The 23,135-nt window shown below is 63.6% G+C and carries 26 protein-coding genes; 13 read left to right on the forward strand and 13 right to left on the reverse strand.

Annotation, left to right across the window (positions count from 1 at the left end; translation table 11 throughout):
* Window positions 1–108: 108 nt before the first annotated feature.
* The 11 genes from CLAM6_RS03540 to CLAM6_RS03590 all read right to left on the reverse strand — a co-directional run bounded on the left by CLAM6_RS03540 (window position 109) and on the right by CLAM6_RS03590 (window position 9,502).
* Window positions 109–378 carry an HPr family phosphocarrier protein gene (locus CLAM6_RS03540; RefSeq protein WP_153635170.1) on the reverse strand — a complete coding sequence of 90 codons (270 nt, stop codon included), beginning with the start codon at window positions 376–378 and terminating at the stop codon, window positions 109–111.
* Window positions 365–1,312, reverse strand: a complete 948-nt coding sequence (rapZ, locus tag CLAM6_RS03545) for an RNase adapter RapZ (protein ID WP_052384402.1) — start codon at window positions 1,310–1,312, stop codon at window positions 365–367. The genes CLAM6_RS03540 and rapZ overlap by 14 nt, the downstream gene beginning before the upstream one ends.
* A 137-nt stretch (window positions 1,313–1,449) precedes the next feature.
* Entirely contained in the window at window positions 1,450–1,920 is a 471-nt protein-coding gene (locus CLAM6_RS03550) for a PTS sugar transporter subunit IIA (RefSeq protein ID WP_043332557.1), read from the reverse strand.
* A gap of 9 nt (window positions 1,921–1,929) precedes the next feature.
* A complete protein-coding gene (gene hpf / locus CLAM6_RS03555) occupies window positions 1,930–2,238 on the reverse strand; it encodes a ribosome hibernation-promoting factor, HPF/YfiA family (protein WP_043332555.1) in 309 nt (102 codons plus the stop codon).
* 660 nt (window positions 2,239–2,898) lie between these two features.
* A complete protein-coding gene (locus CLAM6_RS03560) occupies window positions 2,899–4,347 on the reverse strand; it encodes an RNA polymerase factor sigma-54 (protein WP_054555105.1) in 1,449 nt (482 codons plus the stop codon).
* 233 nt (window positions 4,348–4,580) lie between these two features.
* Window positions 4,581–5,321: an LPS export ABC transporter ATP-binding protein gene (gene lptB, locus CLAM6_RS03565; RefSeq protein WP_043332551.1), complete on the reverse strand. Its 741-nt coding sequence runs from the start codon at window positions 5,319–5,321 to the stop codon at window positions 4,581–4,583.
* A gap of 3 nt (window positions 5,322–5,324) precedes the next feature.
* The gene (gene lptA, locus CLAM6_RS03570) at window positions 5,325–5,903 is read right to left on the reverse strand and encodes a lipopolysaccharide transport periplasmic protein LptA (protein WP_225347607.1); all 579 of its coding nucleotides are present in this window, start codon (window positions 5,901–5,903) and stop codon (window positions 5,325–5,327) included.
* Window positions 5,904–6,011: 108 nt separating this feature from the next.
* A complete protein-coding gene (gene lptC / locus CLAM6_RS03575; protein ID WP_153635171.1) occupies window positions 6,012–6,695 on the reverse strand; it encodes an LPS export ABC transporter periplasmic protein LptC in 684 nt (227 codons plus the stop codon).
* Entirely contained in the window at window positions 6,695–7,264 is a 570-nt protein-coding gene (locus CLAM6_RS03580) for a KdsC family phosphatase (RefSeq protein WP_052384400.1), read from the reverse strand. The genes lptC and CLAM6_RS03580 overlap by 1 nt, the downstream gene beginning before the upstream one ends.
* Window positions 7,265–7,390: 126 nt before the next feature.
* Entirely contained in the window at window positions 7,391–8,458 is a 1,068-nt protein-coding gene (locus CLAM6_RS03585) for a KpsF/GutQ family sugar-phosphate isomerase (protein WP_153635172.1), read from the reverse strand.
* A 99-nt stretch (window positions 8,459–8,557) separates the two neighbouring features.
* Window positions 8,558–9,502 (reverse strand): calcium/sodium antiporter, encoded by a 945-nt coding sequence (locus tag CLAM6_RS03590; protein WP_043332549.1) that lies wholly within the window; start codon window positions 9,500–9,502, stop codon window positions 8,558–8,560.
* 315 nt (window positions 9,503–9,817) lie between these two features.
* Between CLAM6_RS03590 and CLAM6_RS03595 the strand changes: the two genes are divergently transcribed.
* The 9 genes from CLAM6_RS03595 (at window position 9,818) to hisD (ending at window position 17,167) form a co-directional block, all read left to right on the forward strand.
* Window positions 9,818–10,738: an ABC transporter ATP-binding protein gene (locus CLAM6_RS03595; RefSeq protein WP_082388135.1), complete on the forward strand. Its 921-nt coding sequence runs from the start codon at window positions 9,818–9,820 to the stop codon at window positions 10,736–10,738.
* Window positions 10,735–11,535, forward strand: a complete 801-nt coding sequence (gene mlaE, locus CLAM6_RS03600; RefSeq protein WP_043332547.1) for a lipid asymmetry maintenance ABC transporter permease subunit MlaE — start codon at window positions 10,735–10,737, stop codon at window positions 11,533–11,535. The genes CLAM6_RS03595 and mlaE overlap by 4 nt, the downstream gene beginning before the upstream one ends.
* Window positions 11,535–11,999: an outer membrane lipid asymmetry maintenance protein MlaD gene (gene mlaD, locus CLAM6_RS03605; protein WP_043332545.1), complete on the forward strand. Its 465-nt coding sequence runs from the start codon at window positions 11,535–11,537 to the stop codon at window positions 11,997–11,999. The genes mlaE and mlaD overlap by 1 nt, the downstream gene beginning before the upstream one ends.
* A gap of 139 nt (window positions 12,000–12,138) precedes the next feature.
* On the forward strand, window positions 12,139–12,801 hold the full coding sequence (locus tag CLAM6_RS03610) for an MlaC/ttg2D family ABC transporter substrate-binding protein (RefSeq protein WP_153635173.1): 663 nt from the start codon (window positions 12,139–12,141) through the stop codon (window positions 12,799–12,801).
* 14 nt (window positions 12,802–12,815) lie between these two features.
* Window positions 12,816–13,187 (forward strand): STAS domain-containing protein, encoded by a 372-nt coding sequence (locus tag CLAM6_RS03615; RefSeq protein WP_054555102.1) that lies wholly within the window; start codon window positions 12,816–12,818, stop codon window positions 13,185–13,187.
* A gap of 223 nt (window positions 13,188–13,410) precedes the next feature.
* Window positions 13,411–13,665 carry a BolA family protein gene (locus tag CLAM6_RS03620; protein WP_043332541.1) on the forward strand — a complete coding sequence of 85 codons (255 nt, stop codon included), beginning with the start codon at window positions 13,411–13,413 and terminating at the stop codon, window positions 13,663–13,665.
* A gap of 12 nt (window positions 13,666–13,677) precedes the next feature.
* Window positions 13,678–14,943 carry a UDP-N-acetylglucosamine 1-carboxyvinyltransferase gene (murA, locus tag CLAM6_RS03625; RefSeq protein WP_043332539.1) on the forward strand — a complete coding sequence of 422 codons (1,266 nt, stop codon included), beginning with the start codon at window positions 13,678–13,680 and terminating at the stop codon, window positions 14,941–14,943.
* Between the two features lie 83 nt (window positions 14,944–15,026).
* Complete coding sequence (gene hisG / locus CLAM6_RS03630; protein WP_131431369.1) at window positions 15,027–15,671, forward strand: ATP phosphoribosyltransferase; 645 nt, start codon at window positions 15,027–15,029, stop codon at window positions 15,669–15,671.
* Window positions 15,672–15,862: 191 nt separating this feature from the next.
* A complete protein-coding gene (hisD, locus tag CLAM6_RS03635; protein WP_153635174.1) occupies window positions 15,863–17,167 on the forward strand; it encodes a histidinol dehydrogenase in 1,305 nt (434 codons plus the stop codon).
* 122 nt (window positions 17,168–17,289) lie between these two features.
* On the opposite strand, the gene CLAM6_RS03640 is transcribed toward hisD, so the two are convergent.
* On the reverse strand, window positions 17,290–18,606 hold the full coding sequence (locus tag CLAM6_RS03640) for a S1C family serine protease (RefSeq protein ID WP_153635175.1): 1,317 nt from the start codon (window positions 18,604–18,606) through the stop codon (window positions 17,290–17,292).
* A gap of 186 nt (window positions 18,607–18,792) precedes the next feature.
* On the opposite strand from CLAM6_RS03640, the gene CLAM6_RS03645 reads away from it, so the two are divergent.
* On the forward strand, window positions 18,793–19,560 hold the full coding sequence (locus CLAM6_RS03645; protein ID WP_054555098.1) for a Nif3-like dinuclear metal center hexameric protein: 768 nt from the start codon (window positions 18,793–18,795) through the stop codon (window positions 19,558–19,560).
* Window positions 19,561–19,660: 100 nt separating this feature from the next.
* Here CLAM6_RS03645 and CLAM6_RS03650 read toward each other — a convergent pair whose 3' ends face one another.
* Window positions 19,661–20,113, reverse strand: a complete 453-nt coding sequence (locus CLAM6_RS03650) for a YhcB family protein (protein ID WP_043332529.1) — start codon at window positions 20,111–20,113, stop codon at window positions 19,661–19,663.
* Window positions 20,114–20,683: 570 nt separating this feature from the next.
* Here CLAM6_RS03650 and zapE point away from each other — a divergent pair.
* The 3 genes from zapE (at window position 20,684) to rpsI (ending at window position 22,924) form a co-directional block, all read left to right on the forward strand.
* Window positions 20,684–21,841, forward strand: coding sequence for a cell division protein ZapE (gene zapE / locus CLAM6_RS03655; protein WP_043332526.1), 1,158 nt, complete (start codon window positions 20,684–20,686; stop codon window positions 21,839–21,841).
* A 251-nt stretch (window positions 21,842–22,092) separates the two neighbouring features.
* Window positions 22,093–22,521: a 50S ribosomal protein L13 gene (rplM, locus tag CLAM6_RS03660; RefSeq protein ID WP_043332524.1), complete on the forward strand. Its 429-nt coding sequence runs from the start codon at window positions 22,093–22,095 to the stop codon at window positions 22,519–22,521.
* Window positions 22,522–22,534: 13 nt separating this feature from the next.
* Window positions 22,535–22,924, forward strand: a complete 390-nt coding sequence (gene rpsI / locus CLAM6_RS03665) for a 30S ribosomal protein S9 (RefSeq protein ID WP_043332522.1) — start codon at window positions 22,535–22,537, stop codon at window positions 22,922–22,924.
* The last annotated feature ends 211 nt before the right edge of the window (window positions 22,925–23,135 follow it).

Raw genomic sequence — 23,135 nt, forward strand, 5'->3', positions numbered from 1 at the left:
GGCTGGCCGATAAGCGAGCGGGCCGAAAAGATAGTTGATCAAGAAGCGAGCTGGCTGAGGGAGGAAGGCTGGGCTCACAGCGCAACTGCACAGCGCTGTCAGTGGCGGTTATTCGTCTTCCTCGAAACGCGCCTCGAACAGCGCCTCGATGGCCAGCATCGCCTCATCGGCCTGTTCGCCCTCGACATCGATCAGCAGCGTCGTGCCGCAGGGCGCGGCCAGCATCAGCAATGCCATTACATTGGCTGCATTGGCGCGTCGCTCGCCATGGCTGACTATCACCGTCGCGCAATAGGGCGCACAGCAATTGACCAGCTTGGTGGCTGCGCGGGCGTGCAGCCCGCGGCGGTTGGTCAGCGTCAGCTCACGAGAGGCCATCGCGATGCTCCTGCTGATGCTCTTGCTGATGCTCTTGCTGACCAATCGTCTCACCCGCGTTGCTCAGCGCGGTATGAATGCCCAGCTCGCGGTGACGCAGGCGCACCTCAGGCAGGCGCTCGGCAAAGTAGCTCGCCAGCTGCTCGCACAGGTAGACGCTGCGATGCTGGCCGCCGGTGCAGCCCACGGACACCGTCAGGTAGCTGCGGTTGCTGTCCTGATAGGCGGGCAGCCAGCGTTCCAGCCAGCCAGCGATATCGTCATGCATCGCCTGGACGGTGGGGTAGCGCTGCAGGAATTCGGCCACGCTGTCATCGCGACCGGTATCGCCGCGCAGATTGATATCCCAGTACGGGTTGGGCAGGCAGCGGGCATCGAACACCATGTCGGCGTCGGTCGGCACGCCATGCTTGAAGCCGAAGGATTCAAAGGTCAGCGTCAGGTGGCGGGAGCTGTGCTGGGCGACCTGCTCGGTGATCCGCGAGCGCAGGTCGTGCACGCTCAGGTTGGTCGAGTCGATGACCAGATCGGCCTTCTGGCGAATGGGAGCGAGCGTCTTCTGCTCGATCTCGATGGCCTCGGCCAGGGTGTGGTCATTGTCGCGCGTCAGAGGGTGACGACGACGGGTCGCTGAGTAGCGTTCCAGCAGCACTCGCGAATCGGTGGTCAGGTAGACGACCTGCACGTCCATGCCGCTCTGGCGGACGTTGTCGAGCAATTCGGGGAAGCGGGTCAAGGCTTCCGGCAGGTTGCGGGCATCGATGGAGACCGCGATGCGCCGGCGCGCCGGGCTGTCCTTTTCGAGCTGATCGACCAGTGGCGCCAGCAGCATGCCGGGCAGATTGTCGATGGCGTAGTAGCCAATGTCTTCCAGCGCCTGGAGAGCGATGGATTTCCCGGAGCCGGAGCGGCCGCTGATGATCACGATCTTCATGAAGTGCTCTCCAAGGGCGAGGTCAACGTCGAAAGAATGCAGGGGTGGGGCAGAGGGCTGCCCGCTATCAGTGCGCTGTACATCGGCCGATGGGAGGCCAGCAAGACGAAAGCCCGGACGATGTCCGGGCCTGTCATTCAGCGCGCCGGTAATTCGGCGATGGCTTGGGTCAATGCCTCAAAGAGTGCACGCTGGCTGTCTGCCTGGCGCAGGGCCGAGCGATTGGTCGGGGAATTGAGCAATTCCGCGACCTGCCCGAGCAGCGTCAGATGGGTCTCATCCGCTTCCTCAGGCACCAGCAGCACGAACAGCAGATCGATGGGTTCTCCGTCGATGGCATCGAAGTCGATGGGTTCACCGAGCTTCAGAAACGCAGCGATTGGCGTCTTGCAATGCGGGCTGCGTGCATGGGGCACGGCCACACCGTGGCCAATGCCGGTCGACCCCAGTCTCTCGCGCCCGATCAGGCGCGAGAAGACTTCCTGGCTATCCAGGCTGGGAATGTTCTGTGCGATGAAGGTGCTGAAGAATTCAAGCACCCGCTTCTTGCTCCCCCCGGGGACACCGTAAAGCGTGCGCTCGGGGGGAAGGATCTGATCAAGTGTCATGGCTGAAGGTCAACGGGTCCCGGTGCCCTGAGAGCGAGCCTGGGACTTTTCCTTGTGTTTGACCAGCTGGCGATCCAGCTTGTCGGCGAGCGCGTCGATGGCAGCGTACATGTTGGGGTCTTCTGCCAGGGCGTGGAGGTCAGCGCCTGCCGCGTGCAAGGTGCAGGCAGCCTGCTGGCGCTCCTTCTCGATCGACAGTGTCACCTGAACATTGGTGATGTTGTCGTAATGCCGTTCGAGGCGAGCGAGCTTCTCGTTGACGTAATCGCGGAGAGGATCGGTAAGTTCCACATGATGCCCGGTGATATTCACTTGCATGGACACGCTCCTTTATCCAGCGGGTTGCCATTCAATTGTAACCCTTTTTGACTACGAGCAAACCCTGATCGGACGCTCTGCAACAGGCTTGACGGCCACCGTCTGGCGATGTTTTCGCACCCTTGCCAGTGGCGTCAGATGTCGTGAGCGTCTGTACCGACAATGCCCAAGCTTTGCGCAAAGATCAACGCTGCGCTGCATCGTGGCTCAGTGCTTGTCTTCAACTCAGTGAGGGGTAACGGAGTGGACTTCAAGGGCACGTCTGGTGGGTGGTGCGTGAAAGACGCGCAAGAAGGCGGGTTTTCGTCGCCAATCCCTGCATGTACGTCGCCTTTCAGGCGCTTCGATTGAGTGGAGCAAGCGGCGTTTTGGGAGGTTGTCCGGGTGTCATCCAGGTGCAATACGCGCAAAAGTGACTTTAAAAACATGCGATTGACGGTGAATGACGCTGCCGGAACGGCGGTTTTTTACCGTCATCCTGCGCGCCGTCATGGCCCATGACGGGCAATTGACGAGCGGTTGACGGGATGACAGAGCGCGCGACAGGCGCACCGCTGCCCGCGAAGTCAGAGGCTGATGAGCGGAAAATCCAGCGCTTGAGGTTGGCGGCGGCTGCCATTGTGGAGGTGAGAGCAGGGCATGGCAGCCGCAGGTGACGGGTCAGGCCAGACGCTTGCGCTCGCTGGAGGACGGGATGCCCATCGCTTCGCGATACTTGGCCACGGTACGGCGTGCGACCTCGATGCCATCGCTGGCGAGCAGATCGACCAGCCGTGAGTCGGAGAGAGGCTTGCGGGCCGGCTCTTCCGCGATCAGCTTGCGGATGCGGGCACGAATGGCGGTGCTTGAGTGGGCGTCGCCACTGCCGCTGCCACCGACCTGGCTCGAGAAGAAGAACTTGAGCTCGAAGACGCCGCGCGGGGTGTGGATGTACTTCTGGGTCGTGACCCGCGAGATGGTCGATTCGTGCATCTCGACCACTTCGGCGATGTTGGCCAGAATCAGCGGCTTCATGCCTTCCTCGCCTTGCTCGAGGAAGTCGATCTGGCGCGCCATGATCTCGCGGCCGACCTTGAGCAGGGTGTCATTGCGCGATGACAGGCTCTTCATCAGCCAGCGGGCTTCCTGCAGGTTGTCCTTGAGGAAGGTATTGTCGGCGGACTTGTCGGCACGCTTGATCAGCGCGGCGTATTCCGGCTGGATGCGCAGCTTGGGTAGCGCTTCCGGGTTGAGCTCGACCTGCCAGCCGTGGCGGGTATGGCGCACCAGCAGATCAGGGATCACGTAATCGCTGGCGGGCTCGCCCCAGGCGGATGCCGGGCGCGGGTCGAGCGCGCGCACCAGGCGAATGACGTGGTCCAGCTCGTCATCATCAAGGCTCAGGCGGCGCTTGAGCAGCTTGCGGTCATCGTTGCCCAGTGCCTCGAGGAATTGACGTACCAGGCGGCGCGCCTGCGCCAGCAGCGGCAGATCATCCGGCAGCAGTGCCAGTTGCAGCAGCAGGCATTCGCGCAGATCACGGGCGAAGACGCCGGTCGGGTCGAACTGCTGCAGACGCAACAATACCTGCTCGAGCTCGGAGGCCTTGAGGCCGGGCAGGCCCTGGCCGCGCAGGCCATCGACCAGCTCATCGAGTGACAGACTCAGATAGCCGGCACCGTCGACGGCATCGATCAGGCTCTCCGCCATCTGGCGTTCACGGCCATCGAGGTCGGTCATCGCCAGCTGCCAGCGCAGGTGGTCCTGCAGGCTCTCGACACTGGTATTGCGATCGAAGTCCGGCCCTTCTTCACTCCCGCTGCCACTGCCGGAGCTGGTCAGGCTACCGGCGTGGTCCTGGTAGAGGTCCGACCAGTCACTGTCGAGGGGGTATTCCTCGGGAATCTCGCTCGAGGAGTCGGCAGTGGAGATCTCGCTCGAATCCTGTGTCTCGACGACATCCAGCGACTCGTAGTCCTCGTCGAGCTCCAACATGGGGTTGGACTCGAGGGCTTGCTGAATCTCCTGACGCAGGTCGAGCGTCGACAGCTGCAGCAGCTGGATCGCTTGCTGGAGCTGCGGCGTCATGGTCAGCGAGGTGCCGAGGCGGAGTTGCAGGGTGGGTTTCATGGAGTCAGTCAATTCACGGCAAAGGAACGTGCTTACTACGCTATACCGTGACTCGGGGCACTGACAAGAGGTTGTCGTGAATATTCAAGCAACTTGCATGCCATGTTTCCACCAAGGTGGTATGGACGTCATGCATGCGTCTGATGTCAGACATGAAAAAGCCGCTACGCGATAAAATCACGCAGCGGCTTTTGAAGCTTTCGCCTCCGGTGGGCTCAGCGCAGCCGCTGACCCTAGAGCGTGAACTCGTGGCCCAGGTAGACGTCGCGCACCTGCTGGTTGGCCAGGATGGAGTCCGCATCACCGTGGGCGATGATCTGGCCATCGCCGACGATATAGGCGGTGTCACAGATATCGAGTGTCTCGCGCACGTTGTGGTCGGTGATCAGCACGCCGATGCCACGATCGCGCAGTTGGCGCACGATGCTCTTGATCTCGCCCACCGAGATGGGGTCGACGCCGGCGAAGGGCTCATCGAGCAGTACGAAGTCCGGCTCGGTGGCCAGTGCACGGGCGATCTCGACCCGTCGACGCTCGCCGCCGGACAGGCTCATGCCGGCGCTGGCGCGGATGTGCGTGATGCTGAATTCCTCGAGCAACTCTTCAAGGCGTGCCTTGCGGCCATTGCGATCCAGGTCCTTGCGGGTCTCCAGGATCGCCATGATGTTGTCGGCCACCGACAGCTTGCGGAAGATCGACGCCTCCTGCGGCAGATAGCCGATGCCGGCGCGTGCACGCTGATGCATGGCGGCAGCGGAGAGGTCCTTGTCATCGATGGAGACGTTGCCGGCATCGGCGCGCACCAGCCCGACGATCATGTAGAACGAGGTCGTCTTGCCGGCGCCGTTGGGGCCCAGCAGGCCGACGATGTCGCCTTGGCGGATCTCCAGCGAGATGTCCTTGACCACCTTGCGGCCCTTGTAGGCCTTGGCCAGATGGCGAGCGCTCAGCGTACGCGGAGTAGCAGCAGTCATGACTCAGTTTTCCTTGCTGGCATTGGCGCCGCGCGGCGTCAGAGTCATGTGCACGCGACCGCCTTCGGTCTGCTGTGCCGTCTTGCTGTTGTTGGCGTTCACCTGGCGCTTGTCGAGGAAGTACTCCACGTAGCCGCCTTCGAAGGTGTCATCGCCTTTCTCGAGACGCGCGTTGCCGACCAGCTCCACGCGGCGCTCCAGCGCATGGTAGCGGATGGTGTCGGCCCAGCCCTTGACCAGCTTCTCGTCGGGCGCGGGCTGCTGTTCCAGGTAGGCACGCTTGCCGGTGGCCTTGACCAGCGAGATCTCGCCGCTGCCGGCGCGGCTGATATCGACGCGGCTGGCATCGAGTTTCATGCTGCCCTGGCGCATTTCCACCTGGCCGGTGTAGGTGGCGGTCCCGGCCTTGTCATCGAGCGACAGGGCGTCCGCGGCGATGTTGATCGGCTGGCTGGCATCGCTGTCCAGCGCCATGGCGGCCGGGGCGAAGGTGGACATGCCCAGTGCCAGGCAGAGCGCCATGACACCGCTGTTGAGGGTCTGGCGACAGGCCGTCAAGGGCTTGCGAGTCGTGGAAGTCATGGTGGCTCCTTGGCATGACGGGGTCGCCGCCCGAGCAATGATGCCATCGAGCGGCAGAGAAGAAGGTGTTGCGGCGCGGGTCATGGCGTGACGGCCAGCCCGGCGGGTTCATTCACCGCTGGCAGGCGCTGCCTCGAAGGTGCTGTTGACGCGCCCATCATCGGAGGTGGTGCTGTCGGCGCCCGAGTCGATGCGCTCGGCTTCCTTGCTGGCCTCGCTCTGGCCTGTGCCGGGTTGCAGGACGCTGCGAACACGGCCCTGCAGCACGGCGGAATCCTGTGAGAGGTCGGCGCTGAAGCTGTCGCTTTCGACATGCTGGCCATTCTGGGTGATCACGACCGGCACGTCACTCCAGGCGCGATTCTGATCACGGCTGTAGTGCAGGACATCGGTATCGAGGGTCCAGCGGTCATCGGGCTGGCGCAGTCTGGCATTGCCCTCGAGGGTGAAGGTGTCGCCGCCGGCGCTCAACACGCCACTGTCCCCCGTGGCATACCAGCGGCGGTCTTCACTGTCGTTGGTGCGAATCTTCGGGGTCTGCGCCCGGGTCACGTCATCGCCTGGCGTGTGCTCGATATGCGGCGAGGTCATTGACTGGATCGCCACGCCGCGCGCATCGAAGCGTGTCATGTCTGCCCCGTCGAGATAGTAATCCGGCTCACTGCTGTCGACCTCGACATTGACGGTCGATTCCAGGCTGTTGCGCTGCTCGATCAGCGCCAGCACGCCACCGACGAGCAGCAACAGCAGCATCAGCCAGAGACGCGGAGAAGGGCGGGGCAGACGTAACATCAGGGACGCGACTCCTGCAGGTAAGTATCCAGCACCGAGGCCCAATGGCCCTGTGCCTTGAGCAGCAGATCACAGAGCTCGCGCACGGCGCCATCGCCGCCCTGGCGTGAGGTGACCCAGTTGGCCTCGCTCATCACGTAGGCCATGGCGTTGGGCACGCTGACGCCGAGACCGACACGACGAATGGCCTCGCGGTCCGGCAGGTCATCGCCACAATAGGCGACTTCTTCCAGCTCGATCCCGTGCTCGCGGCACAGGTCGGTCAGCGCGACCAGCTTGTCCTCACGGCCCTGGATGACATCCTGAATGCCCAGTTCCTTGGCGCGACGCTCGACCATCGGCGAGCTGCGGCCGGTGATCAGCGCAACGCGAACGCCACTGCGCAGCACCAGCTTGAGGCCATGGCCATCCTGGACGTGGAAGGACTTGGTCTCGACGCCATTGGCATCGTAGTGCAGACGGTTGTCGGTGAGCACGCCGTCGACATCCAGAGCCAGCAGACGCACGCGGCGTGCGCGGTCGATGATGTCCTGCGGATATTCTTCGCTCAGGGAATTCGTGTCGCTCATGGTCTTTCTCCTCGCACTCCGTGCATGCTTGACGCTGTCCTGTGAACGGCGCTGATGGGCGTTGAGCGGTGGCGTCTTGCCGGGACGATCTGCCGTCGAACAGAGACAGCGAACGCCCGCGGGAGTTCAGATCACGCCGCTGGCCAGCAGGCCGTGCATATGGATGGCTCCGATGGGGTGCTCATCCTCGTCACAGACTACCAGAACGCTGATGCGGTTTTCTTCCATGATGCGCACCGCTTCGGCGGCCAGCATGCTGGCGCGCACGGTCTTGCCGCCACGGGTCATGACATCATCGACCTTCAGCGCGCGCAGATCGCCGTGCTGGTCGAGGGTGCGGCGCAGGTCACCATCGGTATAGACGCCGACCAGGTGGTCGTCATCATCGATTACGCAGGTGAAGCCCATGCCCTGACGCGTGATCTCGAGCAGCGCATCGCGCAGCGGGCTGCCGAGTGCCACGCGCGGCAGGGCATCGCCTTGGTGCATCACGTCCTGAACCCGCAGCAGCAGGCGTCGACCCAGGCTGCCGCCCGGGTGGGAAAGCGCGAATTCCTCGGCAGTGAAGCCGCGGGCCTCCAGCAGTGCCACCGCCAGGGCGTCGCCCATCACCAGCGCGGCGGTGGTCGAGGCGGTCGGTGCCAGATTCAGCGGGCAGGCTTCCTGGGCGACGCTGGTGTCCAGATGTGCCTCGGCGTCACGCGCCAGGGTCGAGCCGGGTTTGCCGGTCATCGAGACCAGCGGAGTGCCCATGCGCTTCAAGAGCGGCAGCAGCGCCGTGACCTCGGCGGTCTCTCCGGAGTTGGACAGCGCCAGCACCACATCGGCTGGCGTGATCATGCCCAGGTCGCCATGGCTGGCTTCACCGGGGTGGACGAAGAAGGCCGGCGTGCCGGTGCTGGCCAGGGTGGCGGCGATCTTGCTGGCGACATGGCCGGATTTGCCCATGCCGGTCACGATGACGCGGCCCTTGGTCGCCAGCATCAGCTGACAGGCGCGGTCGAAGTCGTCATCGAGATGGCTTTCGAGCGCGGCGATGGCCGCTTCCTCAATGGCGAAGGTGCGGCGGGCGCTGGCGCGAAAATCCGCCTGGCTGGCCGGAGTCTCATCGGCGGCGGACTGGCTGGCGGCGGACTGACTTGAAGCAGAAGTGCCAGGCGCGGTGGCGTGCGGGGTGCTGGAAGGCTCGGTCATGATCGAATTGTTGCCTGTGGTTGGCCAGGGCTCAAACCGCGCGGAAAGGGCGTGTCATCCCGCGCGGCGGCGTGGCAAACGATGATGAAGACGCTGCCGTCAGCGAGTCAGGCTGATGGCAAGCCAGGCCGTGTAGGCCAGATAGCAGGCGAGCAGGATAACACCTGGGCCGCGACCGATGCGCCCACGGCGCTGCCAGATGAGCAGCGCGGCCAGCAGCAGCGTCAGCCCCAGCATCACCGGATAGTCACGGCTGATGGCGCTGCCATCCACCGGGCCCGGCGCCAGCAGGCCCGGCACGGGCAGCACGGCGAGGATGTTGAACAGGTTGGAACCGATGACGTTGCCGATGGCGATGTCGTGATGGCGCTTGAGGGCGCTGGCCACGCTGGCGGCCAGTTCCGGCAGGCTGGTGCCGATGGCGATCACGGTCAGGCCGATGATCAATTCCGGCACGCCGAGTGCCTGGGCGATGTCGGTCGCCCCCCACACCAGCGCACGCGAGCTGGCGATCAGCACCGCCAGCCCGACCAGCAGCCAGAAGATGGCGCGTCCTGTGCTCATCTCGGGTACGTCATCCTGGCTTTCCGCCTCGCTCGGCGAATCGACCTTGAACAGCCACACCAGCGTGAAGACCAGCAGGGCCAGCAGCAGGATGCCATCGAGACGCTCGAGTCCGCTGTTGGACAGCGCATAACCACCCAGCGCCGTGGCCGCCAGCAGCAGCGGCAGCTCGCGACGCACCAGCCCGAAATGCACCGGAATCGGGGCGATCAGCGCCGTGACGCCGAGCACCAGGCCGATATTGGCGATGTTGGAGCCCAGCGCATTGCCGGTCGCGATATCCGGAGTGCCATCAAGAGAGGCCATGATGGAGACGACGATCTCGGGGGCAGAGGTGCCGACGGAGACGATCGTCATCCCGATCAGCAGCTTGCTCATCCCGGCGCGCCACGCAGTGGCCGCGGCTCCTTCGACGAAGCGATCAGCACTCCAGACAAGACCAATCAGGCCGATGACGACTGCAAGGATGGGATATAGCATCAGAACTCTCGGGGCAGGGGGCAGGGCGGTGGCGTATCGCCGGGAACCGCGCCATTAAACGCATCCCCCCAATCCTTTGCAAGACAGTGGCCATGTTCCCATTGTCGAGCCTCTTGCCGAGCGCTTTGTTGAGCGCGTCACCACCCGCGGCACGGCTCTGTTGCCTTGATGAGACTGGCGGCACAGGGGTGGGTTCGGATACGATGTTCGCTAACTAACTTGATCCTTGGATCCCATGACTCGGACATTCGACCTGTTCACGAGCCGACAGCGTGTGGCTCGTCACGGCGAAGGTCCCTCACAGCGGATGCTTCTATGACTGATTTGCCCGGTCAGACCGCAACCCGGACGGGTGCGGACGGCCAGGATGCGCAGGCTTCTTCACGCGGCGCGGCAGGCGAGATCAATCTCGATGACGCCCTGATTCGTGTCGAAGGCCTGCGGTTCACCCGTGGAGAGCGCGAGATATTCTCCGGCATCGACCTCAAGATCCCGCGCGGCAAGATAACCGCCATCATGGGGCCTTCCGGTACCGGCAAGACGACACTGCTCAAGTTGATCGGCGGTCAGTTGACGCCCTCGGCGGGGCGCGTCGAGATCGCCGGCTTGCACGTGCACGGCCTGTCGCGGCGCGAGCTGTTTCGCATGCGCCGTCGCATGGGCATGCTGTTTCAGAGCGGTGCCCTGTTCTCCGACCTGAGCGTGTTCGAGAACGTCGCCTTCCCGCTGCGCGTCCACACCGATCTCCCCGATGCGATGATTCGTGACATCGTGCTGATCAAGCTCGAGTCCGTCGGGCTGCGCGGCGCGCGTGAATTGATGCCGGCCGAACTCTCCGGCGGCATGACGCGGCGTGTGGCGCTGGCGCGAGCCATCGCGCTGGACCCGGACCTCATCATGTACGACGAGCCCTTTGCCGGGCAGGACCCCATCTCGATGGGCGTGCTGGTCAATCTGATCCGGCGCCTCAATGATGCGCTGGGCATGACGGCGCTGGTGGTCTCGCACGACATCAAGGAAACGCTGACCATCGCCGATTACGTCTATGTGATCGCCGATGGCAAGGTGATGGCGCAGGGCACCCCCGAGGCGCTGAACGCCGAATCGGACCCGCGCGTGGCCCAGTTCATCCACGGCAAGCCGGATGGCCCGGTGCCCTTCCATTATCCCGCCCCGGACTTCGCCGGCGACATTCTCGATGGTCGCGAATCGGCAACCCGCAGGAGAGAGTCATGAGTGGTCTGAATCGTGGCCCGCTCGGGGCCATCACGTCACTGGGCCGCAGCAGCATCGACGTGATCGCGGCCATCGGGCGTGCCGGCATGCTGCTGGTGCAGGCCGGTATCGGCATCCCGTCCCGTGAGGGCATCGGCCTGTGGGTGCGGCAGATGCACTTCGTCGGTGTGCTGTCGCTGGCCATCGTGCTGGTCTCGGGGCTGTTCATCGGCATGGTGCTGGCGCTGCAGGGCTACACCATTCTTGTCGGTTTCGGCGCCGAGGAGGCGCTGGGGCAGATGGTGTCGCTGTCACTGCTGCGCGAGCTGGCGCCTGTGGTCGCGGCCTTGCTGTTTGCCGGGCGCGCGGGATCGGCGCTGACGGCGGAGATCGGCCTGATGAAGGCCACCGAGCAGTTGACCAGCATGGAGATGATCGGCGTCGATCCGCTAAAGCGCATCGTCGCGCCGCGTCTGTGGGCCGGGTTCGTCTCGCTGCCGCTGCTGACCATTGGCTTCAGTGTCGTCGGCATCTGGGGCGGCAAGCTGGTGGGGGTCGACTGGCTGGGCATCTACGAGGGCGCCTACTGGAGCAGCATGCAGTCGAACGTCGATTTCATCGGTGATGTCATGAACGGCGTCATCAAGTCACTGGTCTTCGGGCTGGTGGTCAGCTGGATCGCCGTCTTCCAGGGCTATGACCTGATCCCGACCTCGGAAGGCATTTCGCGCGCCACCACACGTACCGTGGTTTATTCATCTTTGGCGGTGCTGGGACTCGACTTTGTCCTCACGGCCGTCATGTTCGGAGAGATTTGATGAAACGTACCCGCATGCTCGAGTTCGGCGTGGGCCTGTTCATACTCGCTGGTTTCCTGGGAATGGTCTTCCTGGGGCTGCGTGTCAGCGGCGTCACGTTCCAGCAGGCCGATGACACCTTCGTGCTCAATGCCAACTTCTCAGGGATCGGAAGCCTCAAGGCGCGGTCAAAGGTCACGATGGCAGGTGTTGCCGTCGGCAGCGTCGAGAAGATCGAGCTGGACCCGAAGTGGTTTGACGCTCGTGTCACGATGAAGCTCGACAGCAGCCTGCGTGGCAAGCTGAGCAAGGACACCACCGCCGCCATCCTGACGTCCGGCCTGCTGGGCGAGCAGTACATCGGCCTGAGCACCGGGGGAGACCCGGACGTGCTGGAGGACGGCGATACCATTCGCGATACCCAGTCTGCACTGGTGCTGGAAGAGTTGATCCAGCAGTTCGTGTCCAATTTTTCGAAGAGCTGATTCTCGAAGCGTTGATTCTCGATGCGCTGTTCATCGAAGTGCAGGCACCCGGCGCACGCGTGTGATGCACCGACAGACCTGACTCGGTGCCTGCGGTTTCACGTTCGAGCACGATGCACATTTTCAAGGAGCAACCCTGATGACCTCTAGCCTCAAGAAGCTGATTCGTCCGTTGAGCGTGCTGAGCCTGTCCGCCCTGATGGCGCTGAGCCCGCTGGCCATGTCCGCCCCGCAGGAGCCGGACGTGCTGCTGCGCGATACGGTCGAGGGCCTGACCACCAAGATCGATAGCCGCGAGAGCTACTACAAGGACAACGTCGACGAGCTGGAAACCCTGGTGGATTCCGCGCTGAAGCCGGTGGTGGATTATCGCTATATCGCCGCCAGCGTGATGGGCAAGTACTTCAAGGGCGCCTCTCCTGAGCAGCGCACCGAATTCTCCAAGGTCTTCCATGACACCCTGATCGGCACCTACGCCAAGGGTCTGGTGAGCTTCGATTACGCCAGGCTGGACGTGAAGGACAGCGAAGGCGAGCGTCGCTATGAAGACCAGGACACTGTCTACATGGACGTGGTCGATACCAAGGGCAAGGTCTACCCGGTGGCCTATTCCATGCGTCTGCGCAACGACGAGTGGAAGGTGGTCAACGTGATCGTCAACGGCGTCAACCTTGGCCTGACCTTCCGCAACCAGTTCGACCAGGCCATGCGTGACAACGGCCGCGACATCGACGCCGTCATCAAGGGCTGGCAGCCGGATGTCGACCTCGAGAAGGGTGAGGGGGATCAGGGCAACAGCTGAGCCCTGTCGTCGCCATGACCATGAAAACTCTCTTCGATCGCGAGGGCGTCACGCTGGAAGCCGGTGACGCACGGCTGAGCCTGAGTGGCCAGCCGGATTTCGACAATGCCGCAGAGCTGGCGGATTCCGGCAGGAAATGGCTGGGGCGCCGCGAGGATGGGGTTTCCATCGATCTGTGCGGCGTGGATAGCGCCAGTACCGCCACCCTGAGCGTACTGCTCGAGTGGCAGCGCCATCTGGCGGAGCACGGTGGGCATGTCGCTCATCTCGCGCTGTCCCCCGCATTGAGCCGACTGGCGGCAGTCTCCGGACTGGAAAACCTGCTGCCGGGGCTGAATGTCGCTGAGATCAGTGCTGAGCCCCCGCTGTCACTCGAGACGTCCTGAGTCAGCGGCGGCCTGATCGCCTGTCAGGCCGCACCGCTCTGCTGGAAGCTCGAGGCTTGTCCGTATCGCCATTCATGCGCGCGGCAACGTGGAGGCAGCGATTGACTGCCAATCGCGTTCCCGCGCGCTTTTGATTACCATGTGCGGTCATATCGCATCGATCGTCGCGCAAGGATTCCCTGCCACGATCCCGACATGTACCGCGAAGGAGTCACCGCCCGTCATGCAACCGAATGATGTCAAGGCCCTGCTCGAGGCTCGTATCGAGAACGTCGATTTTCATATCCAGGGTGAGGGCTGCAATTTCCAGGTCGTCGCCGTGGGGGATGTCTTTGCCGAGCTGAGCCGCGTCAAGGCCCAGCAGCTGGTCTACTCCGCACTCAATGACGAGATCCGCTCTGGCGCGCTGCATGCCATCAGCATTCGTACCTATACCCCGGCGCAGTTCGAAGCTGCCGCCGGCAACGCTCAGGGTTGACCGGAACATTTCATGGATAAGCTGATCATCACTGGCAACGGGCCGGTCAACGGGGAAGTCTGGGCCAGCGGCGCCAAGAATTCGGCACTGCCCATTCTGGCAGCCACGCTGCTGTCGGAAGGTCCCGTGACCATCAGCAACCTGCCGCATCTGCAGGACATCACGACCAGCCTCGAGCTGCTCGGGCGCATGGGCGTCGAGCCGGTGATGGGCGACAACATGACCGTGCAGCTGGATGGCTCCAAGGTCGAGCATTGTCACGCGCCCTATGACCTGGTCAAGAAGATGCGTGCCTCGATTCTGGTGCTGGGCCCGCTGCTGGCGCACTTCGGCAGTGCCGAAGTCTCGCTGCCGGGTGGCTGCGCCATCGGCTCGCGTCCGGTGGATCTGCACATCCGTGGCCTGGAGGCGATGGGGGCCGAGATCACGGTCGAGAATGGCTACATCCGCGCCAAGGCGCCGGGTGGCCGCTTGAAGGGCGCGCGCATCGTCTTTGACGTCGTGACCGTCACCGGCACCGAGAACCTGCTGATGGCCGCGACCCTGGCCGATGGCCGCACCGTGCTGGAAAACGCCGCGCGTGAGCCGGAAGTCGTCGATCTGGCCGAGTGCCTGATCGCCATGGGCGCCAGGATCACGGGCCAGGGCTCCGACACCATCGTCATCGACGGTGTCGAGAAGCTGCACGGCTGTGAATACTCCGTCATGCCGGACCGCATCGAGACCGGCACCTTCCTGGTCGCGGCGGCTGCCTCTCGCGGCAAGGTGCGTGTCACGCGTACGCGTGCCGACACCCTGGACGCCGTACTGGCCAAGCTGGAAGAAGCCGGTGCCACCATCACCACTGGTGATGACTGGATCGAGCTTGATATGCACGGCAAGCGCCCGAAGGCGGTCAATATCCGCACGGCGCCGTACCCGGCATTCCCCACCGACATGCAGGCCCAGTTCGTGGCGATGAATGCGGTCGCGGAAGGCACCAGCACCGTGATCGAGACCATCTTCGAGAACCGCTTCATGCACGTGCAGGAGCTCAACCGCATGGGCGCCCACATCGCGCTCGAGGGCAACACCGCGGTCGTGACCGGCACCGAGCGCCTGTCCGGTGCGCCGGTGATGGCGACGGACCTGCGCGCCTCTGCCTCGCTGGTGATCGCGGCGATCGTCGCCGACGGCGAGACCATGGTCGACCGCATCTATCACATCGACCGCGGTTACGAGTGCATCGAAGAGAAGCTGTCCGGGCTGAACGTGATCATCCGTCGCTCCGCCGGCTGATCAGGGCCCCACCTCGCGCTGTCGGCCTTGATTGACCGGCAGCGCGTGCCGAATTCCTACGTACAAGCACGGGCGAATACCCCATGAGCAAGCAACTGGTCGTCGCCCTCTCCAAGGGGCGTATCCTCAAGGAAACCCTGCCGCTGCTGGCTGACGCTGGCATCGAGCCGCTGGAAGATCTCGACAAGAGCCGCAAGCTGCTCTTCGATACCAATCTGCCGGACGTCAAGCTGGTCATCATCCGTGCCACCGACGTGCCGACCTACGTGCAGCTGGGCGCCGCCGATCTCGGTATCGCCGGCAAGGACGTGCTGCTCGAGCATGGTGCCGAAGGCCTGTACGAGCCGCTGGATCTTGAAATCGCCAAGTGCCGCCTGATGACCGCCGGTGTCGTCGGTCAGCAGCAGCAGGGCGCTCGCCGCCGTGTCGCGACCAAGTTCGTCGATGTCGCGCGTCGCTATTACGCCGAGCAGGGCATCCAGGCCGAAGTCATCAAGCTCTACGGCGCGATGGAGCTGGCCCCGCTGATGAATCTGGCCGACGAGATCGTCGATATCGTCGACACCGGCAATACCCTGCGCGCCAACGGCATGGAGCCGCGTGAGCTGATCACCGACATCAGCACGCGTCTGGTGGTCAACAAGGCCGCCATGACCATGAAGCACGATCGCCTCAAGCCGCTGATCGATCGCCTGCGTCAGGCCGTGGAAGTCCGCCGCGAGGCGTGATGGCCGCGGGCTGTTGGCATCGACCCGATGGATACCCAAGGTCGCATAGATGACCGTGGCAGAAGATGACTCTCGAAACGCCAGCTGCCGCCCCTGCTCATCACGATGCTTATCAAGATGATGCGGGCAGTCGCTGGACGGAGCCCGTCCGGTTCAGCCTTCTCTGCCAAGCAATGAGAAAAGAGGTTCGCATGGATACCTTGATCAACCGGCTTGATAGCCGTGATACCGATTTTACTGCCCGCCTGGACCGCTTGCTGTCATGGGAGGGCGTGTCCGATGCCGAGGTACAGCATCGTGTCACCGACATCCTCGCGCGCGTCAAGCAGGAAGGCGATGCGGCGCTGGTGGAGTTCTCCAACCGCTTCGACCGCCTGAATGTCTCGAGCATGGCCGAGCTGGTCATCGGTGCCGAGCGTCTGGCCCAGGCCTATGCCGACCTGCCGGCGGATCAGCGCGAGGCGCTGGCCGTGGCTGCCGAGCGTGTGCGTGTCTATCACGAGCATCAGAAGCCGGAAAGCTGGTCCTTCAAGGACGAGCACGGCAGCCTGCTGGGCCAGAAGGTCACGCCGCTGGACCGCGCCGGGATCTACGTGCCGGGCGGCAAGGCGGCCTATCCGTCTTCCGTGCTGATGAACGCGATTCCGGCGCATGTCGCGGGCGTGCGCGAGATCATCATGGTCGTGCCGACGCCGGACGGCGTGGTCAATGAGCTGGTGCTGGCCGCGGCGCACCTGGCGGGTATCGATCGTGTCTTCACCATCGGCGGCGCCCAGGCCGTGGCGGCACTGGCCTATGGCACCGAGACCGTGCCGCGCGTCGACAAGATCGTCGGCCCCGGCAACATCTACGTGGCGACTGCCAAGCGTGCGGTGTTCGGTCAGGTTGGTATCGACATGATCGCCGGGCCGTCCGAGATTCTGGTGGTCAGCGATGGCGTGACCGACCCGGACTGGCTGGCGATGGACCTGTTCTCCCAGGCCGAGCACGATGAAGATGCCCAGGCGATCCTGATCGGGTGGGATGACGAGCACCTGGCCGCCGTCGAGGCCGCCATCGAGCGCCTGGCGCCGACCATGGAGCGTGCCGAGATCATCCTGACCTCGCTGCGTGAGCGCGGTGCCCTGATTCGCGTCAGCGGACCGGAGCAGGCACTGGAGCTGACCAACCGCATCGCGCCGGAGCACCTGGAGCTCTCGGTGGCGAATCCCGAGGAGTGGGTCGAGGGCGTGCGTCACGCCGGCGCCATCTTCATGGGTTCGCACACCTCCGAGGCGCTGGGTGATTACTGCGCCGGGCCGAATCACGTGCTGCCGACCTCCGGCACCGCGCGCTTCTCATCGCCGCTGGGCGTCTATGACTTCCAGAAGCGCTCCTCGCTGATCCAGTGCTCGCCGGAAGGCGCGTCGGTGCTTGGGCGTACTGCCTCGGTGCTGGCGCGTGGCGAGTCACTGACGGCGCATGCGCGCAGTGCCGAGAATCGCATTCTCGACTGAGCCTGAAACTGAGACTGAGCCTTGTCTGGTCAGTAAAAAAAGCCCCGCGACGGTCTCCGTCGCGGGGCTTTTGTCATCATGGGGCGGGTGGTCTTTCCAAGGCGCTGCGCCGATGTTCCGGCTCAGCCCTTGTCCTGCAGGGATGGCTCGACGGCTGCCGGCGTGTTGTCGGGAATCGGGCGTTCGCCGACCTTGACGTCGATGTCCAGCGTCTTGCCGTCACGCAGCAGGCGCAATTCCAGCGCATTGCCGGGTTTGACGGCGGCGATGTCGGCCATGGCCAGGCGAGCATCCAGCAGGCGCTTGCCGCCGATGGCAGTCAGGATATCGCCCGGGCGCAGGCCGGCACGCGCGGCAGGGCCATCACGCAGCACGGCGGCCACCACCACGCCTTGCGGGGCGCTCAGGCCGAAGGAGTGCGCCAGCGACGGTGTCAGCTCCTGCACTTCCAGGCCCAGCCAGCCCCGAATCACGCGCCCGTGGTCGACCAGCGATTCGAGGATGTCGCGCGCCAGGTTGGCGGGGATGGCGAAGCCGATACCCTGCGAGCCGCCGGAGCGCGAATAGATGGCGGTATTGATGCCGACCAGTGAGCCGTCGGTGTTGATCAGCGCGCCGCCGGAGTTGCCGGGGTTGATCGCGGCATCGGTCTGGATGAAGTCTTCATAGGCGTTCAGACCAAGATGGTTGCGTCCGGTGGCCGAGATGATGCCCATGGTGACCGTCTGGCCGACTCCGAAGGGGTTGCCGATCGCCAGCGAGACATCGCCGACGTGGACCTGGGTGGAATCGGCAATCGCCACGGTGGGCAGGTTGTCGAGGTCGATCTTGAGCGCCGCGAGGTCGGATTCCGGGTCTACACCCACGACCTTGGCGAATGTCTCGCGGCCATCGCGCAGGGCGACCTGAATCTGGTCGGCGCCCTGGATGACGTGGTTGTTGGTCAGGATATAGCCGTCACTGGAGAGAATGACACCGGAGCCCAGGCTCGACAGCATGCGCTGGCTGCGCAGGGCGTCTTCCCCGTAGAACTGGTTGAAGAAGGGGTCGGACATCAGCGGATGCTTGCTGTCGTCCTTGATCTCGCGCGAGGAGTAGATGTTGACCACCGCCGGGGCGGCGGCATCCACCGCGGCCTGATAGCTGGCCGGGCCGCTGTTGCGCTGCAGCGGCGGTGCTTCACGCAGTACCGGGTCTGCCGACTCTTCGCGCTGCGCCGCTGACAGCGTCAGGCTCGGAGGCGGCAGCACCTGCTGATTGGCGGCAGAGTTCTGAGATGGGCTCGGGTAGGGGGTGTTGCCTGCCTGCTCGTTCTGCTGCTGGGCGGGCTCGCCCAGACCCAGCGTCGGAAAGCGATCCAGCACGACGACGGCCAGCAGGACGCCGGTGACGACGGGCCACAGTAGCGGGAGCAGTGTGCTGCGAAGAGAACGGGGCATCGGATTACCTGATAAAAAGTCCGCGCACCGACGCGATGCTGCGGACATGAAGATGAATAGCCTGAAGATCCACGTGCCACGCGAAGGGATGGCCCCGGTCAAGGCGCGACACGCTTACATGGCGCCGATGCGCCGTTACAATGCTCGCCAGTGTAACACTCGATGACTCTGACTGCTGGAGGCCCAATGGCTGATCGTGACACGCTGATGAAGGCGCTGGATGGCTGTCTGGAGGCGCAGGCCTTCAAGGACTATACCGTCAATGGCTTGCAGGTGGAGGGGCGCCGTGAGGTGCGCCGCGTGATGACCGGCGTGACGGCCAGTCAGGCGCTGCTCGATGAGGCGCTCGCCTGGCAGGCGGACCTGGTGCTGGTGCATCACGGCTACTTCTGGAAGAACGAGCCGGCCCAGATCACCGGCATGAAGCGTCGGCGCCTCAAGACCTTGCTGGCCAATGACATCAATCTGGCGGCCTATCACCTGCCGTTGGATGCGCACCCGACCCTAGGCAACAATGCCCAGCTGGCCGAGCGTCTGGGGCTGGTCAGTGAAGGCTGTCTGGATGGCGTGCCCGGGCGTGGCCTGGTGCATGTCGGGCGTCTGGCCGCTGAGGTGGAAGGGCTGGACAGCACCGCGCTGGGGGCCGAGTTCAGCCGGCGTCTCGGGCGTGAGGTGCTGGTCGTGGCCGGTCATGATCGCCCCATCAAGCGCATTGCCTGGTGCACCGGCGGCGCTCAGGACTATATCGGTCTGGCCATCGAGGCCGGTGTCGATGCCTTCCTCTCGGGCGAGATCTCCGAGCGCACCACCCATAGCGCCCGCGAAGAGGGAGTGACCTACTTCGCGGCGGGCCATCATGCGACCGAGCGTGACGGTGTGCGGGCCCTCGGCGAGTGGCTGGCCACCGAACATGGTGTGGAGCACCGCTTCGTGGATATCGACAACCCGGCGTGACATCTGATGCCGGAAACGACAACGGCCACCTCGAGAGGTGGCCGTTGTCGTTGTCGCTGTCGTTTTCAGATGCCGTGAGTGGTTCACGACAGCAGGACGATCAGATACGCGGCGGGTTGGTGGCCGGTGTCTCGCCTTCACTCGGTTGCGGCTTGAGGCCGAAGTCCTCTGACAGGGTGCCGCGGTTGTCGGCGTAATCACGCGGCAGGTCGACCTTGTCGGTCTCGCTGTCGTCCGGCGTGGTGTCAGTGTCCAGCAGGCGGCGCTTGAGCTGGCTGTCATCGCACAGCGCGGTGGCGCCAGTGGCCAGATGCTGGCGCAGCTCATTGCCGGCACGCTGGATCTGGTCGGTCAGGTCGCTGGCCTTGGAGAAGTGGTCGTTGAGGGCATCGCGGAACTGGGTCAGCTCCAGCTCGCGCTCAGCCAGCTTCTGGCGGGTCTTCTGGTTGCGGGCCACGTTGGCATTCAGCAGGTGGTAGCACAAGGCGCCGATACCGATGCCAGCCAGAAAACAGGCAATGGCCAGGATCCAGTCAATGTTGCTCTCGTTCACGTCGCTCTCCTTGTGTCACGACTGCGGTGATCGTCACCGCTGGGGCATGGTAGCGCTGAGATACGATGCCGGTATTCAATGATGTTCCATCACGCCGATCTCGGGATCGGTCTGGTGTCCAGCAGGTCAGCGCCGCTTGCCGCTGTCCTTCTTGCCGCTGTCCTTCTTGCCTCAGTCTTGCGTGTCTTCTTTCTTTGCTCTGTCTTTCTTTGCTCTGTCTTTCGTGGCTCTGTCTTTCGTGCCGCTTGCGTTTCAAAAGCGTCCACGCGCCATTATATCGGTGTGGTGCAGCGATGCGTCAATTCACGCGGCGCGCGACCTTGGTCGCCTGTCGGCGCAGCCGGCGGGGTGTGGGCGGATGCCAGCTCACGCCTTGCGAGCAATGCGCGCGGCGAAAGCCACGTCGCGCAGCCGATTGCTGGTCGGTGAGTGGGTAAAGTGGCCATCAAGGCGTATAATGCCGCGCAATTTCGTCCTTGCCTGCCCGCCGTGTCGGGTCAGGCGTGATCTTGTTCCTTTCATGTCAGGCGTGCGCCAGTGCGTGACGCCTGACCTGCAGCGGGTTTCTCAATGCCAGCACCGACGCCTCTCGAGAAGTACCAGGCAGACCTCAAGCGTGATGACTTTGCCTACGATGCCGCCCAGGAAGATGCGGTCCGCCATCTGCAGCGTCTCTACGACGACCTCGTGCGCACGCCGCGCCAGACGCCCGACAAGGTGTCCGACGCGACGGGTGGCGGCGGGCTGGGCTCCAAGGTGCGTCGTCTGTTCGGCAAGCCGTCACGCACGGCGCCTGTCGATGAAGCGCCCGAGATCATGGGCCTCTACTTCTGGGGTGGCGTGGGGCGCGGCAAGACCTACCTCGTCGATACCTTCTACGAGAGCCTGCCGTTTGCCGACAAGATGCGCACGCATTTCCACCGCTTCATGCAGCGTGTCCACAATGAACTCGGCCACTACAAGGGCGAGAAGAACCCGCTGACTCTGGTGGCGGCCAAGTTCGCCGTCGAGGCGCGCGTGATCTGCTTTGACGAATTCTTCGTCAAGGACATCACCGATGCGATGATTCTCGCCACCCTGTTCGAAGAGCTGTTCAAGCAGGGCGTGGTGCTGGTCGCGACCTCCAATATCGTGCCGGATGATCTCTACAAGGACGGCCTGCAGCGGGCGCGCTTCCTGCCGGCGATCGACCTGGTCAAGCGTCACTGCACGGTGGTCAACGTCGATTCCGGCATCGACTACCGACTGCGCGCGCTGGAGCACGCCGAGCTCTTCCATAGCCCGCTGGGCGACGACAGTGCCGCGCGGCTGGCGCGGGAATTCCGCTCCATCGCCGGTGCCGAAGGCCATGCCGATGAAGGTCTGAGCATCAATCATCGCGTGCTGCACGCCCTGCGTCGCCATGAAGACGTGGTGTGGTTCCACTTCGATGAGCTGTGTGATGGCCCGCGTAGCCAGAATGACTACATTGAGCTTGCGCGTGAGTTCCACACCGTGCTGGTGTCCGAGGTGCCGCAGATGGGGCGCGACAGCGACGACCAGGTGCGTCGTTTCATCAACATGGTCGATGAGTTCTATGACCGTGGCGTCAAGCTGTTGATGAGCGCCGCGACGCCCGTCGAGGACCTCTATACCGGCGGCAATCTGGATTTCGAATTCCAGCGCACGCTGTCACGTCTGCAGGAAATGCAATCGCGTGAGTATCTCGCGTTGCCGCACAAGCCGTGAGGCCCGCGGCAAGGGCAAAATAGCCTTTGTGGTAGGCGGGCATGACATGTACAATGCGCGCTCGCTCGAACTGTTGACCGGTTCTCGAGCCATCCTGAGTCATTCACTCCTGATGGGCGAGGGCAGTCTGGAGATGAGAGGACAGTGACTGCGCAAGCAGCACGCCGCTCGCTGCCAGACGTCGGACAACCAAGAAAAATAGGGATTGGTCGCGCACACAAGTGCAAGACCCGACTATAGGTGATTCATCCATGAAGACGTTTACTGCTAAGCCGCAGTCCGTCCAGCGTGACTGGTTCGTCGTCGACGCAGCCGGCAAGACGCTGGGCCGTATGGCTACCGAAATTGCTCGTCGCCTGCGCGGCAAGCATAAAGCCGAGTACACTCCGCACGTTGATACTGGCGATTACATCGTCGTCATCAATGCCGAGAAAGTCGCTGTGACAGGTCGCAAGGCAGAAGCCAAGACCTACTACCGTCACACCGGTTACCCGGGCGGCCTGCGCTCCATGAACTTCAACCAGATGATCGAGCACAAGCCTGAGCGCGTGATCGAACTGGCTGTCAAGGGCATGCTGCCGAAGGGCCCGCTGGGTCGTGCCATGCAGTCCAAGCTGAAAGTCTATGCTGGCTCCGAGCATCCGCACGCTGCGCAGCAGCCGCAAGAACTGAACATCTGAGGGAAGCATCGCCATGACACAGCAGCACTACGGTACCGGGCGCCGCAAGACTTCTACCGCGCGCGTCTTCCTGAAGCCGGGCACCGGCAAAATCACCGTCAACCAGCGTGACCTGAACGACTACTTCGGTCGTGTGACAGGCCGCATGGTTGTCCGTCAGCCGCTCGAGCTGACCGAAACTACCGAACAGTTCGACGTCTACGTCACTGTTGCTGGTGGTGGTGGTTCTGCTCAAGCCGGCGCTATCCGTCACGGCATCACTCGTGCCCTGATGGCTTACAACGAAGACTTCCGTCCGGCCCTCCGCGCCGCCGGTTACGTCACTCGTGACGCCCGTGAAGTCGAGCGTAAGAAAGTCGGCCTGCGCAAGGCCCGTCGTCGTCCGCAGTTCTCCAAGCGTTAAGAGAACTCGCGTCGACCACAAGAACGTCCAGTGCCCGCAAGGGTGCTGGACGTTTTTTTTGCGGTCTCGCTGCACGATTGACGAAAGCGGCTTTGGTCAAGGTGGCTTTCTTGAGTTGTGAGCGCTCTGTTCTTGCCCTTTAATACAAGCAAGCATCAAGTGCTCGGCAAGTGGATGGCCCAGCATCAAGCGGTAGTGTTTGGGAGATAAC

It is taken from the genome of Cobetia sp. AM6, from assembly GCF_009617955.1.
Classification (GTDB): Bacteria; Pseudomonadota; Gammaproteobacteria; order Pseudomonadales; family Halomonadaceae; genus Cobetia; species Cobetia amphilecti.